We start from the raw sequence: 15,453 nt of genomic DNA, 5'->3' as shown, positions 1-15,453 counted from the left end.
GTCGCTGCCGATTAGGGTGGTCCGGTGCCCGTCCTCGACATGATCTTGATCGCGCTGGCCGGCGTCGGAGCGGGCGCGATCAACGCGGTGGTCGGCTCCGGCACGCTGATCACCTTCCCGACCCTCGTCGCGCTGGGCTATCCGCCGGTGACCGCGACGATGTCGAACGCGGTCGGACTGGTCGCCGGCGGTGTCTCGGGCACCTGGGGCTACCGCCGGGAACTGCGCGGCCAGTGGCGCCGGCTGCGGTGGCAGATCCCGGGGTCGCTGTTCGGCGCGCTGGCCGGCGCGTGGCTGCTGCTGCACCTGCCCGAGAAGGTCTTCGTCCAGGTGGTACCGGTGCTGCTGATCGCCGCACTGCTGCTGGTGCTGGTGGGTCCCCGTATTCAGGCCTGGGCGCGGCGCCGCGCCGAGGACAGCGGCCGGTCGGTCGACGACATCAGCCGGGGCCGGATGGCCGCCCTGGTGATCGCCACCTTCGTGGTCGGGATCTACGGCGGATACTTCACCGCCGCGCAGGGCATCCTGCTCATCGCCGCGATGGGTGCGCTGCTGCCCGAGTCGATGCAGCGGATGAACGCCGCGAAGAACCTGTTGTCGCTGATCGTCAACATCGTCGCCGCAGCGGCGTACACGCTGGTCGCGTTCGACCGGATCAGTTGGGCGGCAGCGGGTCTGATCGCTGTCGGATCGTTGGCCGGCGGATTTCTCGGAGCACATTACGGACGCAGGTTGTCACCGGGAGCGCTGCGCGCGGTGATCGTCGTGGTCGGGCTGATCGGACTGTGGCGGCTGCTCGCGACGGCGTGATTCAGAAGTAGCCATTGGTGGGTGGCGGCGCGTCGTTGAGGTGATGGTCGCCCGCCACGTAGGCCTTGTACGCCAGCGGGCTGTGACTCGCGATCGTGCGGGCATTGCGCCAGTGCCGGTCGAGGTTGAGGGTGCGCGCGGTCGCCGAGGCGCCGCCGGTGTCGAACAGCCGCTCGGCGGCGGCCAGCACGAGACGTTCGGACACCAGCTGCGCTTTGGCCACCGTCACGGCGACGGCGCCGAGTGCGTCGATGTCGTCCTGCAGGCCACGATCGACCAGGCGGTCGATCTCGTCTGCCGCCGAGAGCACCAGCGTCTTGGCCGACCACGCCGCTGCCGCGATGTCGCCCACCGCCTCGACGATGAACGGGTCCTTCGCCGCAGTCGTCGACAGTGCGTGTGACGCGGGACGGGCCCTGGTCTGCACGTAGGACACCGCGTCGTCGAGCACACCGTGGCCGATGCCAGCGGTCACGGCGGCGAGGTACAGCTGCTGAAAGGTCGTGCTGTGGCCGAGATGGGCGCCGTCGGTGACGGTGGTGACCTCGACCGGTTCGACGGCCACGTTCGTGAACCGGGTACCACCGCTGGCCGTCACGCGTTGCCCGAATCCGTCCCAGTCGTCGAACAGTTCGACGCCGTCGCGGTCCACCGGCACGACGGCCTGCAGGTCGCGCCCGGCGTGGTCGACCGCGGACACCGCGACCACGTCGGCATACAGCGTGCCCGTGGAGTAGAACTTGTGCCCGTTGAGTCGCAGCACACCGTCGTGGTCGGCGAGCAGCGTCGTGTCGGCTCCGCCCGGCGTGGCACCGCGGGCGTCGGTGACGGCGTTGCCGAACACCAATCCCGCGTCGATGCGGGGAAACCATTCCGCCCGTTCGGCTTCGGTGGCGCGATTCGACAACAGGCGCTCGCTGTAGCCGAAGTGCGCCCGCAGCGCCTGCGCGACGTTCGAACTACCGCCGGCGATGGTGATCACCGCGGTGAGCACGTCGCGGACGCTGCCACCCGGCCCGCCGTAGCGGGTGGGCACGCGAAGCGCCAGCACACCGGTGTCCCGCAGTGCGGTGACCGCCTCGTACTGCAGGATGCGTTCGCGGTCCGCGGCGGCGTCGTTTCCGCGCAGGGCGGCGACGATGCCGGGTAGCCGCGCCAGCCGATCCTCGACCGAGCCCGGATCACCCGCGGTGTGCAGTGTTCTCTGCGCGACTGTCATGTGAGGGCCTTCCGGTCAGCGGAGACGGGGGATGATCTCGGCGGCGAAACGGTCCAGTTCGGCCTCCAGCGGCTGGAATTGGAGCATGAAGAGTTCGATCCCGGCCTCGTGGAACGCGGCGATGCGGTCGATCACCTGGGCGTGGCTGCCGACGAGGCCGGCCAGTGTTCCACCGTTCGAACCGACCCTGCTGGTCCCCGAGAGCACCTGGTACATCGCGGTCGCAGGGTCGGCGCCGGACGAGATCTCCGGGCGGGACTCCGCGTCCACCAGAGCCTGCAGGTGCTGCAGCTCGGCGAGCGCCTCGGCCTCGGTGTCGCGGGCGATCACGAACGCCGAGAGGCCGAACCGCAGACCGGGCCGGTCGCCGCGGCGGGCACGCAGGTCGGCGACCACGTCGACGGTCTGCTCGAGCGGACGGCCGTTGAGGAAGTACACGTCGGCGTGGTCGGCGGCCAGCGCCCGGCCGGGTGCGGACTCACCGCCCACGTAGACGGTGGGAACACGTTCGGGAACGCGCCGGACCAGCGCCGGTGGACCGTCGGGCGCACCGAGGGCGACCTCCTTGCCCTGCCAGAGTTCGACGACCTGCTGCAGCCAGCGCCGGGTGTGGGCGTAGCGGTCGTCGTGACCGGGGACCTCGATCCCCAGGGCGGCGAGTTCGGGCAGGAACCAGCCGGAGACCACGTTGACGCTCAACCTGCCGCCGGAGATGGCGTCGATGTTGGCGGCGAGCTTGGCGAACACCAGCGGGTTGAACAGCAGCGGTTTCACCGCACCGATGAGCTCGATGGTCGACGTCGCCTCGGCGATCGCCGCGAGTGTCGACCACGTCTCGAGCACATCCTCCTCGACGTTGCTCGGGTGCATGACGTGCTGCGCCAACAGTGTTGCGTCGTATCCGGCCCGTTCGGCGCGGAGCACCACATCCCGGTTGCGGTGATAGCCGGCGTCGGGAGCGTCGTCCGGATGCCTGCGGGCGCCGTGATTTCCGTACACCGGCGCCCACACCCCGAAGCGGGGACCGGTCACGACGTCGCCAGGTAGCGTCGCCGCTCCCAGTCGGTGACCTGACGGGAGTACTCCACCCACTCGCTGCGGGCGATCAGGGTGAAGTCGAGCACCGAGTCGGCGCCGAGGATCTCACCGATGACGTCGTCGCGCAGCGTCTCGGCCAGCGCCGCGCCGAGCGACTCGGGCAGCGGCGCGCCACGCTCGTAGAGGTTGCCGTCCCCGCGGTCCGGTGGCCGGTCGCCGGCCTCGACCCCGGCCACGATCGCGGCGAGCGCCGAGGCGACCAGCCAGTAGGGATTGGCATCCGATGCGCCGGTGCGTAATTCGATGCGGCTCTCCTCGGCCGGTCCGGACACCAGCGACCGCACGGCGGCGCTGCGGTTGTCCCGGCTCCAGGTGACGGTCGCCGGAGCGAACGAGTCCGGCTCGAACCGCCGGTAGGCGTTCACCGAGTGCGCCCCGAACAAGGTGATCGCCGGCAGGTGGTTGAGCAGCCCGGCGATGGCGTGCTGTGCGGTGTCGTTCTCGTGTCCGTCGCTTGCCCCGAATGCGGGCCTGCCGTCCCGCCACAGCGAGATGTGCAGGTGCGCCGAACTTCCGGACTGGTCCGCGAACGGCTTCGGCATGAAGCTCGCGACCTTGCCGTGCCTGCGGGCCACCTCCTTGGCGGCGTATTTGAGGCGTGCGCTGTCGTCGGCGGCCTGCAGTGCGTCGGCGTAGACCAGATTGGTCTCGACCTGACCGGGCCCGTACTCGGTCTGCACGCCTTCCAGCGGCACGAACCGCGTCAGGGTGTCGTGCAGCTCGCCCAGTAGGGGATCGAGGGCGTTGGCGTTCTCGAGTGAGTAGGCGTGGATGTCTCGCTGGAACGGAGATCCGTCGGGGTCGAGCAGGTAGAACTCGAGTTCCACGCCCACCTTGGCGGTGTACCCGTGGCCGGCCAGCCGGTCCAGGACCCGGTGCAGCACCGCGCGCGGGTCCAGCTTCGACGGCGATCGGTCGTGGGAGACGATGTCGCACAACACGTGTCCGGTCGACGGACGCCACGGCAGCCGGCGGAACGTGGACAGGTCGGGTACGGCGTAGACGTCGGGGTAACCGCCGCTCCAGTTCGTCAGCTGCAGTGAGTCGATGACCGTGCCCTCGGCGTTCCAGCCGAGTGCGGCCTCGCAGAAGGAGAATCCGATGCCCCTGGCCCGGTCGAGGAACCGGTCGGCCGGGATCCGCTTGCCCGCGGCATGCCCGAAGGCGTCGCTCCACGCGATCTCCACCTCGGTCACGCTGCCCTCGGCCAGCGCCGAGATCAGCTGTGCCGCGGCGTCGTCGGCGCTGTCCAGAACGGGGTCGGCGGTGGTGGTCATGACACCGCCCGCACCGTGCGGTCACCGACCCGGGTGCCGACGACGACGCCCGCGACGAAGGCCACCACCAGCAGCCCGACGATGATGACGGCGAGCACGCTCGAGCCGCCCACGAGATCGTCGAGGTTGGCCAGGATCAGCGCGAGTGCCCCGATCAGTCCGACGAGACCCAGCGCGGGGGCGATCCGGACCCGCCACAGCGAGTGCCCACGCCGGTCGCGGCCGAAGTGCACCAACACGGCGATGCTCGTGGCGATGAGCAGCACGACGATGCCGACGGTCGTCGCACCCGCGAACCAGGTGTAGAACTGTGCGGCCGGGTCGAGACCGAAGACGACGGCGAGCACCACACTCACGGCGACCGCCCCGGAGATCCACAGCGACGCCCGATGCGGGGAACCGTGTTTCGTGTGCGGGTCACCGAGAGCTGCGGGGAGTACGCGACGCTGCGACAGCGTGAACACATACCGTGAGACCACGTTGTGGAACGCCAGGATGCAGGCGAACAGGCTGGTGAAGTACAGCACCGTGATCACGTCGGTGCCGAACGCGCCGATGTAGCGCGCCGCGGTGTCGGCCAGGAACGTCCCGCCGGAGTTCTGCGCCTGTGAGAGTGCCTGCGCATCGCCCCAGCCCGAGATCAGCGCCCAGCTCGTGAGCGCGTAGAACACCCCGATCAGGAGCAGCGAGACGTAGGTCGCGCGGGGGATGGTGCGCTCCGGGGTGCGCGCCTCGTCGCGGAAGATCGCGGTCGCCTCGAAGCCGACGTAGCTGATGATGGCGAACAGCAGTCCGATGCCGAGTGATCCGGACAGGATCGCATCGGGGTCGACGATGCCGGTGGACAGGCCGTGGTCGCCGCCGCGGACCACGATGACGGCGTCGAGCACCGCGACGATCGCGATCTCCGCGGTCAGCAGAACCGCCAGGACCCTGCTGGAGAGTGCGATGTTGCGGTAGCCCAGATAGGTGGTGACGGCGAAGGCCAGCACCGCGAACAGCCACCAGGGCAGTGTGGGCCCGCCGAACAGTTCGACGACGGTGGCCCCGGCCGGTCCGAGCAGACCGTAGACACCGGCCTCGATCGCCAGGTAGCTCACCACCGCGACGAACGCGACACCGATTCCCACCGGAAATCCAAGAGCGGCACGAACATACGAGAAGAAGGCGCCTGCCTCCTGGACGTAGGGCGTCATCGCGGTGAAGCCGACGGAGAAGAGCAGCAGGATGATCGTCGCCACGATGAACGTCGCCGGGAATCCGGCGCCGTTGCCTCCGGCGATCCCCAGCGGCACGACGCCACCGATCACCCCGAGTGGCGCGGCTGCCGCAACCACCATGAACACGATCGACGCGACGCCGAGGTTTCCGGACAGCCGGCGCGCGGGGGCGTCGGGCGGGTCGCCCACACCGTGAACGCGAGCGATGGTTTCTGACATGCGGTGACCCCTTCGGTGTTTCGGTATCCGCACGGTAGGGACAGACCGTCGGTGACTCCCATGGTTCGGTTCACGGTGAGTCGTTCGGCGTCACAATCGGGCACATTCGGCGTCACACCCGCACCGGTCCGAAGCGGGGTAGGGTCGGCGGCTGTGACGAGGCGGGCCCCGTGAGCCGAACCGTGCGATCGATCGCCGGTGTCGGGATGCGGCCGCTGCGCGTCGCCGCCTCACCTGTCCCGCATGCGGAGATCCTCGAGCATGTCCAGCCGATGCTGGCCGGTCACGGTGTCGACCTGCGGATCGAGACCTTCGAGTCGTTCGACGAGCCCAACGATCTGGTGGCCGCGCACCGGCTCGACGCCAACTACTTCCAGTACCTGCCGTTCCTCGCGGAGTTCAATCGGCGAACCGGCGCGGGACTGGTGCCGATCACGCCCGTGCACATCGAGCCCTTCGGCCTGTACTCGGCGGTCTGGCCGGGTCTGGCCGACATCCCCAGGTTCGCCGAGATCGCGCTGCCGTCGGATCCGGTGAACATCGGCCGGGCGCTGGAGATGCTCGCCGGGGAGGACATGATCGAGGTGAAGCGGTCCGGTGCGGCGCCCGCGACGATCGCCGACGTCACACACAACCCGCGCGAGTTGGTGCTCAAGGAACTGAGCAGCTGGCTGCTCGCCGACGTACTGGCCGACTTCGACGCCGCGTTCCTGTTCGGCAACCAGGCGATGGGCCGCGGCGTGCCCACCGGTGCGGCCCTGGTGTTCGACCACGGCAATCCCGCCTACGCCGAATACCTGGTGGCCCGCCCCGACAACTGTGAGGACGCGGACATCCGCCTGCTCGGCGCCGCGCTGAACTGTGCTTCGACGCGCGCCTTCATCGGCGCCGCCTACCGGGGCCAGGTGATCGCCGCGTTCTGAGTTGCGCTCACGGCGAGGCAAACCGGTGGCGCGACGGCCCGCTGTAGTGATAGTGAACTCGTGTACCAGGGTGGTCGGCCGGCCGGCTGTGACGCCGGCACCGTGCGGATCGTGCTGCACGTCGACGTGCCCCGTGAACCCGCGGATTTGACCGGGCACGCCCTCGACCTCGTCGGTCAGTACGGCGCGCTGATCGCCGCCACGATCCCCGGCGCTGTCGTCCGCACCGCCACTTCCGGGGTGTCGCCGTCGATCGACAGGCCTGTCGCCGGGGTTGCCGTCGACCCGGTCCGGCGCACCGTCACCGTCGATGGCCGACGAATTCGGTTGGCCCACCGGGAGTACGAGTTGCTCGTCTACCTGGATCGTGCGAACGGGCGCACCGTGTCCCGCACCGAATTGCTGACCGAGGTGTGGGAGGCGCGGGCCGGAATCTCCGAGCGGACGGTGGATTCGCATGTCCGGCGGTTGCGGTCCAAGCTCGGCGACCGCGCGGGAATGGTGACGACGGTGCGCGGCGTCGGCTACCGGTTGACCCCGTCGGGTGCCCCGGCGGCGGAATCGGCATGACGGAGGCCCCGGGCCTCAGCGATACAGCGTCTTTTAACTCGACCCGATTCAATCCGTGCCCGGCGGACCGGTTGCGTTCGCCAACCAGCGATTTCCACTATTTGACGTGCGCGTTTGCGTCGCCGCATCGGTTGACAGCAAATCAGCGCCTTCCTAGCGTCTGCCTCCGAGCTCAACGAAATCCGAGCGATGACATGACATCGCTCCTCGTCGAGCCGGCACCGGCCCCGGCTGGACAATGCAACGACCGATGCAGCATCTCGAGGGGGGCGCGTGACCCGGACCGCCTTCGCCAAACCCGCCGTGTCGATGGGCGATTTCTTCGTCCTCGCCGGTGAGACGTTCGCCGCGATGTTCCGGCGCCCGTTCGCCTTCAGCGAGCTGATTGACCAGATCTGGTTCGTCGCACGGGTGTCGATCGTGCCCACGGTGGTGCTGTCGATCCCGTACACGGTGCTCATCGTCTTCACGCTCAACATCGTCCTGATCGAGGTCGGAGCGGGTGACCTCTCCGGCGCCGGGGCGGCCCTGGCGTCGGTCACCCAGGTCGGGCCCGTCGTCACGGCGATCGTCGTCTCCGGCGCCGGCGCCACCGCCATGTGCGCCGACCTGGGCGCCCGGACGATCCGCGAAGAGATCGACGCCATGAAGGTGATCGGTGTGAACCCCATTCAGGCGCTGGTGGTGCCGCGGGTGATCGCTGCGACATTCGTTGCGCTGATGCTGTATTCGGTGGTGGCCGTCGTCGGCCTGACCGGAAGCTACTTCTTCGTGGTGTTCGTCCAGGACGTCACCCCCGGCGCCTTCGCCTTCGGCCTGACGCTGCTGACTGGTCTGCCGCAGGTGATCGTCTCGCTGGTCAAGGCACTGCTGTTCGGGCTGTCGGCCGGTCTGATCGCCTGCTACAAGGGCCTGTCCGTCGGAGGCGGGCCGACCGCGGTCGGCAACGCCGTGAACGAGACGGTGGTCTTCGCGTTCATGGCGCTGTTCCTGATCAACATCCTGGCCACCGCGCTGGGCGTGAAGGTGGCGCCGTGAGCGAGCTCGCGAGCGAACCGTCGACGTTGGACCGCGTGATCGGCACGACCCGCAAGCTGGGGGAGCAGACCGCCTTCTACGGACAGGCGCTGGCCGCCACCACCGACGCGATCCGCCGCTACCCGGGTGAGGTGTTGCGGCTGGTCGCCACCATGGGCCTGGGCACCGGCGCGCTGGCGGTGATCGGTGGCACGGTGGTGATCGTCGGCTTCCTCACCCTGTCCACCGGCGCGCTGATCGCCGTGCAGGGCTACAACACCCTGTCCAATGTCGGTATCGAGGCGCTCACCGGCTTCCTCGGCGCGTTCCTCAACGTCCGCTTCATCGCACCCGCGACCGCGGGTGTCGCGCTGGCCGCGACGATCGGCGCCGGTGCGACCGCACAACTGGGCGCCATGCGCATCAACGAGGAGATCGACGCCCTCGAGGTCATGGGCATCCGCGCGGTCACCTATCTGGCGTCGACGCGCATCGTGGCGGGCATCATCGCGGTGATCCCGATCTACACCGTCGCGGTGCTGATGTCGTTCCTCGCCACCCGGTTCGGCACCACCGTCATCTACGGCCAGTCCCGCGGCGTCTACGACCACTACTTCACCACCTTCCTGCACCCGACGGACCTGTTCTGGTCGTTCACCGAGGCGCTGGCGATGGCCGCCGCGGTGATGGCGGTGCACACCTACTACGGGTTCACCGCCACCGGCGGCCCGGCAGGTGTCGGCGAGGCGGTCGGACGTGCGGTACGCACCTCGATCACCGCCGGGGTGTTCATCCTGCTGACCATCACGCTGTCCGTGTACGGACAGTCCGGCAACTTCCATCTGTCGGGGTGAGCGTGACCAGCCAGCCGACCAACTCACCGCGGCGCTCCGGTGTCGACCCGATCTGGTGGGCGCCGGTGCTCTTCGTGGTGGTCATCGTTCTGGTGGCGCTGACCGCCGTGCTGTTCACCGGCGCGGCGAAGAGTTTCGTGCCGGTCACCCTGGTGTCCGACCGCTCCGGCCTGGTGATGGAGGACGGCGCCAAGGTGAAGTTGCGCGGCGTGCAGATCGGCGAGGTCGACGGCATCGGCACCGAGGCCGCGGCGGAAGGATCCGAGAACTCCAAGCTGACGCTGAAGATCTATCCGGACCAGTTCCAGTTCCTGCCGCGCAACGTCGAGGCGGAGATCAAGGCCAGCACCGCCTTCGGCGCCAAGTACGTCGACCTCGTGGTGCCCGAGGACGGCGGCTCCCCGCAGCCACTCGAGCCGGGCGCCGTGCTGAAGTCGCGCAACGTCACCGTCGAGGTCAACACGGTGTTCCAGAATCTGCAGTCGGTGGTGCAGTCCGTCGACCCGGCAAAACTCAACTCGGTGCTCTCCGCGGTGGCGCAGGCGGTGCGCGGCAAGGGCGACGTCATCGGTCAGGCCATCACCGACTCCAACAACGTGCTGCTCGCCGTGAACCCGCGGATGCCCACCGTGCAGCGGGACTGGCAGCTCTTCGGCCAGACGGCCGACGCCTATTCGAAGGCAGCTCAGGACATCTTGTCGGTGCTGGACTCTTTCTCCACCACCAGCACGACGATCGACACGAACGCCCGCGCGCTGGACGATCTGCTGCTGTCATCGGTCGGATTCGCGCAGTCCGGCATCAACGTCATCGGCGGCAATCAGCCCGCCCTGGTGCGCTCGCTCGACCTGCTGATGCCGACGACCGAGTTGTTGGAGACATACTCGCCGACCTACACCTGCCTGTTCCAGGGCGCCCAGTGGTTCCTCGACAACGGTGGCCGGGACGCGTTGGGCGGCAACGGCAAATCGGTCATCATGGACGCCGCGCTGCTGTTCGGCGACGACTCCTACCGGTACCCGGACCACCTGCCCCGGGTGAACGCAAAGGGCGGACCCGGCGGGCGGCCCAGTTGCGGATCGCTGCCCGACGTCAGCAAGAACTTCCCGGTCAAGTACCTGGTCACCGACACCGGCTTCGGCACCGGCCTGGACGTGCGGCCCAACCCGGGCATCGGCTTCCCGGGTTTCGCGAACTACTTCCCGGTGACCAAGGCCGTCCCGGAACCGCCGCGTATCCGGTACCCCGGCGGTCCCGCGCCCGGGCCGTTGCCGGCCTACCCCGGGGCGCCCCCGTACGGCGCCGCGCTGTACGCGCCCGACGGCACCCCGCTGTACCCGCCGCCGCCCGGGGCTCCGCCTCCGCCGCCACCGTTGCCGGCTCCGTTGACGCCACCGATACCGACCGAACAGGACGCACCATGAGTGGGAGAACCCCGCGGGCCCTCACCCGGGTGGTGCTGTTCAGCGTGATGTGCCTGGTCTTCATGTTCGCTCTGGTCACGGTGTTCGGGCAGTTCCGCTTCGACGCGCGCAGCGTCTACACCGCGGTGTTCGCCAACGTGTCCGGGCTCAAGGGCGGCAACTTCGTCCGCATCGCGGGCGTCGAGGTCGGCAAGGTCAAGGAACTGACGCTGCACAAGGACGGCACCGTGTCCGTCGACTTCGACGTCGACAACGGGCTGACGCTGACCGAAGGCACCCGCGCCGTGGTGCGCTACGAGAATCTGATCGGCGACCGGTACCTCGCGCTCGAGGACGGGCCGGGCGCGGTGCGGAAATTACAACCGGGACAGACCATTCCACTCGCCCGGACATCGCCGGCGCTCGACGTCGACGCACTGATCGGCGGCTTCCGGCCGCTGTTCCGCGCCCTCGACCCCGATCAGGTGAACGCGCTGTCCGGCGAACTGCTCAAGGTGTTCCAGGGCCAGGGCGGCACCATCGCCTCCGTGCTGTCGCAGACCTCGGCGCTGACGTCGACACTGGCGGGCCGCGACGAACTGATCGGTGAGGTGATCACCAATCTGAACACGGTGCTGGCGACATTCGCCGCGCGCGACGACCAGTTCGCCGACGGCCTGGACTCCCTGTCGCAACTGGCCCAGGCGCTGGCGGACCGCAGAACCGACATCACCAACGGCACCGCCTACATCAACGCAGCGGCAGGCACCGTCGCCGACCTGTTCCAGGAGATCCGCCCCACCGTCGAAGAGACCGTCACCCAGACGGACCGCTTCGCCGACCAGATCATGGCCGACCGGGACTACGTCGACGATCTGGTCAAGACGCTGCCCGACGCCTATCAGGTGCTGGCGCGACAGGGGCTCTACGGCGACTACTTCGGCTTCTATCTGTGCGACGCGATCCTCAAACTCAACGGCAAGGGCGGGGATCCCACGTACATCAAACTCGCGGGCCAGGATTCGGGGCGGTGCACGCCGAAATGAGACGACCGAAGCTGAAGTGGAAGCGGCCGTCGATCACGCCGCTGGCCCAGCGCAGCCGACCCGCTGTCGGGGCGGTCGGAACGCTGATCCTGGTCGCGCTCGTCGCCGCCGCGTTCTCCTACGACAAGCTGCCACTGATCAAGCGCACCGCCGACTACTCGGCGTACTTCGCCGAAGCCGGCGGCATCAAGCCGGGCAGCGAGGTCCGGGTGTCCGGGCTCGAGGTCGGCACGGTCGACGACGTCACCCTGGCAGGCACCCAGGTGCTGGTGGAGTTCACGGTCCGCAAGGGTGTCGACCTGGGGGACAGGACAGAGGCCGCGATCAAGACCGAGACCGTGCTCGGCACCAAGATGCTGGAGGTCACCCCCCGCGGAGAGGGCGAGCTCGACGGGCCGATTCCCTTGGAACGCACCACGTCCCCTTACGACCTGCCGGACGCGCTCGGTGACCTGACCACCACGATCAGCGGCCTCGACACCGCCCAGCTGTCCACCTCGCTGAGCACGCTGGCGGACACGTTCGCCGACACGCCGCCCGAGCTGAAGATGGCGCTCGAGGGGGTGTCCCGGTTCTCCCACACCCTCAACGAGCGGGATGCGCAGCTGCGCAACCTGCTTGCCGACGCCGACGAGGTCACCGGGGTGCTTGCCAAGCGCAGCGACCAGATCGCCGGCCTGGTGGCCAACACCAACGCCCTGCTCGCCGAACTGCTGTCACAACGGGATTCGGTGGACGCGTTGCTGGTCAACCTCAGGGCGGCGGGGGAGCAGATCTCCGGCCTGGTCGCGGACAACCGCACCGAGCTCAAACCCGCCGTCGACAAGCTCAACGGTGTCCTGGAGATCCTCGACAACCGGAAACAGGAGTTGCAGCGGACCCTGTACCTGCTGCGGCGCTACGCGATGTCGTTCGGTGAGGTGCTCGGATCGGGCCCCTTCTTCAAGGCGTCCCTGGTGAATCTCGCGCCGGGCCAGTTCTCCCAGCCGTTCATCGACGCGGCGTTCTCCGACCTCGGACTCGACCCCAACGTGCTGTTGCCCTCCGAACTCGTCGACCCCGGAGTCGGCCAGCCCGGAACCCCGCCGATGCCCATGCCGTTCCCGCGAACCGGCCAGGGTGGCGAGCCGCACCTCACCCTGCCCGACGCGATCACGGGCAACCCCGGCGATCCGCGCTATCCCTACCGCGAGCCGCTGCCCGCTCCACCGCCGGGTGGTCCGCCGCCGGGGCCGCCTGCCGAATCCGGACCCACACCGCCGCCGACCATCCCGCCGCCGGCGCCCGACGGGGGGCCGTGATCATGCACATCGATGTCCGTCATGCGCGAATCGGGTTGGCAGCGACGCTGATTCTCATCCTCGTAGTCGCGACCACCGTGGTGGCCACACCGTGGTGGGACCGCGTCAGCAGGGACACGTTCACCGCGTACTTCGCCAACGCCAATGGCCTGTACACCGGTGACGAGGTCCGCATCCTCGGTGTCGCCGTGGGCACCGTGGACGAGATCGACCCGCAGCCGGAGAACACCAAGGTCACGTTCTCCGTCGACTCCGAATACCCGGTACCCGCCGAGGCGAAGGCTGCGATCCTGTCGCCGTCGCTGGTCAGTGCCAGGGCGATCCAGCTCGTCCCCGCGTACTCCGGGGGGCCGAAACTCGAAGCGGGGGGCGTCATCCCGCAGAACCGGACCGCGGTGCCCGTCGAGTGGGACGATTTCCGCAGGCAGCTCGAGAAGCTGACCGAGTCGCTGCAGCCCGTCACGCCGGGTGGCCCGAGTGCAGTGGGGGAGTTCGTCAACACCGCTGCGGACAACCTGCGGGGGGAAGGTGACACCGCCCGCCAGACGGTGATCAAACTTTCGCAGGCGATCTCCGCCCTCGGTGACCACAGCACCGACATCTTCAGCACCGTGCGCAACCTGCAGCTGCTGGTCTCGGCCCTGACGTCGAGCAGCGATCTGCTCGCCGCGTTCAACACCAACCTCGCCGAGGTGACCACGCTGCTGGACAACTCGCCCGACGAGTTCGCCGACGCCACCCGCGCCCTCGACGGCGCGGTGAACGATCTGCGCGGCTTCGTCGCCGAGAACCGCGAGGGTCTCGGCGTCACCGTCGACCGGCTCGCGTCGGTCACCACGGCGCTCAACGACAGCCGCGCCGACGTGAAGCAGGTCCTGCACATCACGCCGACGGTGTTCCAGAACTTCATGAACATCTACCAGCCCGCTCAGAGCGCGGTGACCGGCATCCTCGCTCCGGTGAACTTCGCCAACACGGTGCAGTTCATCTGCAGCGCCGTGCAGGCCGCATCGCGCAAGGGCTGGGAGCAGTCGTCGAAGCTGTGCGTCCAGTATCTGGCGCCGATCATCAAGAACCGCCAGTACAACTTCCCACCGCTGGGGGTCAACCCGTTCGTCGGCGCGTCGGCGCGGCCCAATGAGATCACCTACAGCGAGAACCGGCTGAACCCCAACCTGCCACCGCCGGTGCCGCTGGACGTCCCGCCGCCGATCGCCGGCGCCTCCGGGCCGTTGCCCGCCGAGGCGGCGCCACCCGCGGGGCAGACCGGGCCCGGGCCGGTCGTCGATCCCGGTCTCGGGCTGGCGGGACTGATGCTGCCGCCGGGCGGAGCGCCCGCGCCCGCGCCGCCGCCCGCGCCGGGAGGGACACCGTGAGGGGCGCGGCGGCGGCAGCACTTGCCGTCGTCCTGTTGTCCGCCGTCACCGGATGCCAATGGCGGGGGCTCAATTCGCTGTCCCTACCCGGCACCGAGGGCTCGGGCGACGGCTCCTACACCATCCAGGCGCAGCTGCCCGACGTGGTGGTGATCCAGCAGAACACCCGGGTCCGGGTGGCCGACGTCAACATCGGCAACGTCACCAAGATCGAGGTGCAGGACTGGCACGCACTGGTCACCATGCGGATCGACGGCGACGTCGCACTGCCGGCCAACGCCACCGCGAAGGTCGGTCAGACCAGCCTGCTCGGATCCATGCACATCGAAATCGCCCCGCCCACCGACGCCCCGCCCCAAGGCAGGCTGCACGACGGTTCGGTGATCCCGCTGTCGTCGGCCGCCACCTACCCGACCACCGAACAGACCCTGGCCTCGGTGTCGGTGTTGCTCAACGGCGGCGGGCTCGGTGAGCTGCAGGAGATCAACAAGGCGTTCGCGACGGCGCTCGCGGGCCGCGAGGACGTCATGCGCAGCCTGCTCACCCAGCTCGACGTCTTCATCGGCCAGCTCAACGCGCAGACGAACGACATCATCACGGCCACTGAACGATTGAATGCGCTGGCCGGTCAGGTCGCGGAGAACGACACCACCGTCGACAGGGCGCTGACCACCATCCCGAAGGCACTGTCCGTGCTGGCCGAGCAGCGGGCGAACCTGGTCGAGGCCATCGACTCGCTCGGCAAGTTCAGCGCGATCGCCACCTCGACGATCGACCAGACCCGCGAGGCCCTGGTGGCGAACCTGCGCAGCATCGCCCCGGTCTTCCGCGAACTGGCCGACGCCGGTCCGGCGCTGACCAAGGGCCTGGACTTCCTGTCCACCTATCCGTGGGTCAAGAGCACGCTGCCGAACTGGTTCCGCGGCGACTTCGCGAACATCAGCCTCGTCATCGATCTGACGCTGAGCCGACTGGACAGCAGCCTGTTCACCGGGACCAGGTGGGAAGGCGACCTCACCGAACTCGAACTGCAGTGGGGCCGCACGATCGGCCAGATGCCCAGCCCGTACACCGCGGCCAACCCGCTGATCGCGCCCTACCACTTCGGCGGGTACTGACC

14 protein-coding genes are annotated in these 15,453 nt (G+C 68.8%); 10 read left to right on the top strand and 4 right to left on the bottom strand.

All coding sequences use genetic code 11. The annotated features are described in order from the left end of the window. Positions 1-24: 24 nt before the first annotated feature. Positions 25-810, top strand: coding sequence for a sulfite exporter TauE/SafE family protein (locus ACPCHZ_RS20360; RefSeq protein ID WP_423486384.1), 786 nt, complete (start codon positions 25-27; stop codon positions 808-810). A gap of 1 nt (position 811) precedes the next feature. Here ACPCHZ_RS20360 and ACPCHZ_RS20355 read toward each other — a convergent pair whose 3' ends face one another. Genes ACPCHZ_RS20355 through ACPCHZ_RS20340 form a run of 4 tightly spaced genes read right to left on the bottom strand, consistent with a single transcriptional unit; the run spans position 812 to position 5,843 of the window. After that, entirely contained in the window at positions 812-2,029 is a 1,218-nt protein-coding gene (locus ACPCHZ_RS20355) for an acyl-CoA dehydrogenase family protein (protein ID WP_423486383.1), read from the bottom strand. A 15-nt stretch (positions 2,030-2,044) separates the two neighbouring features. Continuing rightward, a complete protein-coding gene (locus ACPCHZ_RS20350) occupies positions 2,045-3,061 on the bottom strand; it encodes an LLM class flavin-dependent oxidoreductase (protein ID WP_423486382.1) in 1,017 nt (338 codons plus the stop codon). Further along, positions 3,058-4,404 carry a glutamine synthetase family protein gene (locus ACPCHZ_RS20345; protein ID WP_423486381.1) on the bottom strand — a complete coding sequence of 449 codons (1,347 nt, stop codon included), beginning with the start codon at positions 4,402-4,404 and terminating at the stop codon, positions 3,058-3,060. The genes ACPCHZ_RS20350 and ACPCHZ_RS20345 overlap by 4 nt, the downstream gene beginning before the upstream one ends. Further along, positions 4,401-5,843, bottom strand: coding sequence for an APC family permease (locus ACPCHZ_RS20340; RefSeq protein WP_423486380.1), 1,443 nt, complete (start codon positions 5,841-5,843; stop codon positions 4,401-4,403). The genes ACPCHZ_RS20345 and ACPCHZ_RS20340 overlap by 4 nt, the downstream gene beginning before the upstream one ends. Positions 5,844-6,013: 170 nt before the next feature. Here ACPCHZ_RS20340 and ACPCHZ_RS20335 point away from each other — a divergent pair, with 170 nt between their 5' ends. The 9 genes from ACPCHZ_RS20335 to ACPCHZ_RS20295 all read left to right on the top strand — a co-directional run bounded on the left by ACPCHZ_RS20335 (position 6,014) and on the right by ACPCHZ_RS20295 (position 15,451). Beyond that, entirely contained in the window at positions 6,014-6,766 is a 753-nt protein-coding gene (locus tag ACPCHZ_RS20335) for a MetQ/NlpA family ABC transporter substrate-binding protein (RefSeq protein ID WP_423486379.1), read from the top strand. Positions 6,767-6,826: 60 nt separating this feature from the next. Next, a complete protein-coding gene (locus ACPCHZ_RS20330; protein ID WP_423486378.1) occupies positions 6,827-7,336 on the top strand; it encodes a winged helix-turn-helix domain-containing protein in 510 nt (169 codons plus the stop codon). Positions 7,337-7,609: 273 nt separating this feature from the next. Next, positions 7,610-8,374 carry an MlaE family ABC transporter permease gene (locus ACPCHZ_RS20325; RefSeq protein ID WP_423486377.1) on the top strand — a complete coding sequence of 255 codons (765 nt, stop codon included), beginning with the start codon at positions 7,610-7,612 and terminating at the stop codon, positions 8,372-8,374. Next, entirely contained in the window at positions 8,371-9,207 is an 837-nt protein-coding gene (locus ACPCHZ_RS20320; protein ID WP_423486376.1) for an ABC transporter permease, read from the top strand. Before ACPCHZ_RS20325 ends, ACPCHZ_RS20320 begins: the two co-directional genes overlap by 4 nt. Further along, positions 9,204-10,631 carry an MCE family protein gene (locus ACPCHZ_RS20315; protein ID WP_423486375.1) on the top strand — a complete coding sequence of 476 codons (1,428 nt, stop codon included), beginning with the start codon at positions 9,204-9,206 and terminating at the stop codon, positions 10,629-10,631. Before ACPCHZ_RS20320 ends, ACPCHZ_RS20315 begins: the two co-directional genes overlap by 4 nt. Then, positions 10,628-11,656, top strand: a complete 1,029-nt coding sequence (locus ACPCHZ_RS20310; RefSeq protein WP_423486374.1) for an MCE family protein — start codon at positions 10,628-10,630, stop codon at positions 11,654-11,656. Before ACPCHZ_RS20315 ends, ACPCHZ_RS20310 begins: the two co-directional genes overlap by 4 nt. Next, positions 11,653-12,957, top strand: a complete 1,305-nt coding sequence (locus ACPCHZ_RS20305; protein WP_423486373.1) for an MCE family protein — start codon at positions 11,653-11,655, stop codon at positions 12,955-12,957. Before ACPCHZ_RS20310 ends, ACPCHZ_RS20305 begins: the two co-directional genes overlap by 4 nt. A gap of 2 nt (positions 12,958-12,959) precedes the next feature. Further along, the gene (locus ACPCHZ_RS20300) at positions 12,960-14,333 is read left to right on the top strand and encodes an MCE family protein (protein WP_423486372.1); all 1,374 of its coding nucleotides are present in this window, start codon (positions 12,960-12,962) and stop codon (positions 14,331-14,333) included. Beyond that, positions 14,330-15,451: an MCE family protein gene (locus ACPCHZ_RS20295; RefSeq protein WP_423486371.1), complete on the top strand. Its 1,122-nt coding sequence runs from the start codon at positions 14,330-14,332 to the stop codon at positions 15,449-15,451. Before ACPCHZ_RS20300 ends, ACPCHZ_RS20295 begins: the two co-directional genes overlap by 4 nt. Positions 15,452-15,453 lie beyond the last annotated feature (2 nt).

The organism is Mycobacterium sp. NPDC050041 (assembly GCF_049541695.1).
In the GTDB taxonomy this organism is placed as follows: Bacteria; Actinomycetota; Actinomycetes; order Mycobacteriales; family Mycobacteriaceae; genus Mycobacterium.
This window is presented reverse-complemented; position numbering and strand designations above follow the sequence as displayed.

Bases quoted from the DNA above. Each gene is read 5' to 3' on its own strand.
- ACPCHZ_RS20355 (WP_423486383.1), bottom strand. From the start codon at position 2,029: ATGACAGTCGCGCAGAGAACACTGCACACCGCGGGTGATCCGGGCTCG.
- ACPCHZ_RS20345 (WP_423486381.1), bottom strand. From the start codon at position 4,404: ATGACCACCACCGCCGACCCCGTTCTGGACAGCGCCGACGACGCCGCG.
- ACPCHZ_RS20340 (WP_423486380.1), bottom strand. From the start codon at position 5,843: ATGTCAGAAACCATCGCTCGCGTTCACGGTGTGGGCGACCCGCCCGAC.
- ACPCHZ_RS20310 (WP_423486374.1), top strand. From the start codon at position 10,628: ATGAGTGGGAGAACCCCGCGGGCCCTCACCCGGGTGGTGCTGTTCAGC.
- ACPCHZ_RS20305 (WP_423486373.1), top strand. From the start codon at position 11,653: ATGAGACGACCGAAGCTGAAGTGGAAGCGGCCGTCGATCACGCCGCTG.
- ACPCHZ_RS20300 (WP_423486372.1), top strand. From the start codon at position 12,960: ATGCACATCGATGTCCGTCATGCGCGAATCGGGTTGGCAGCGACGCTG.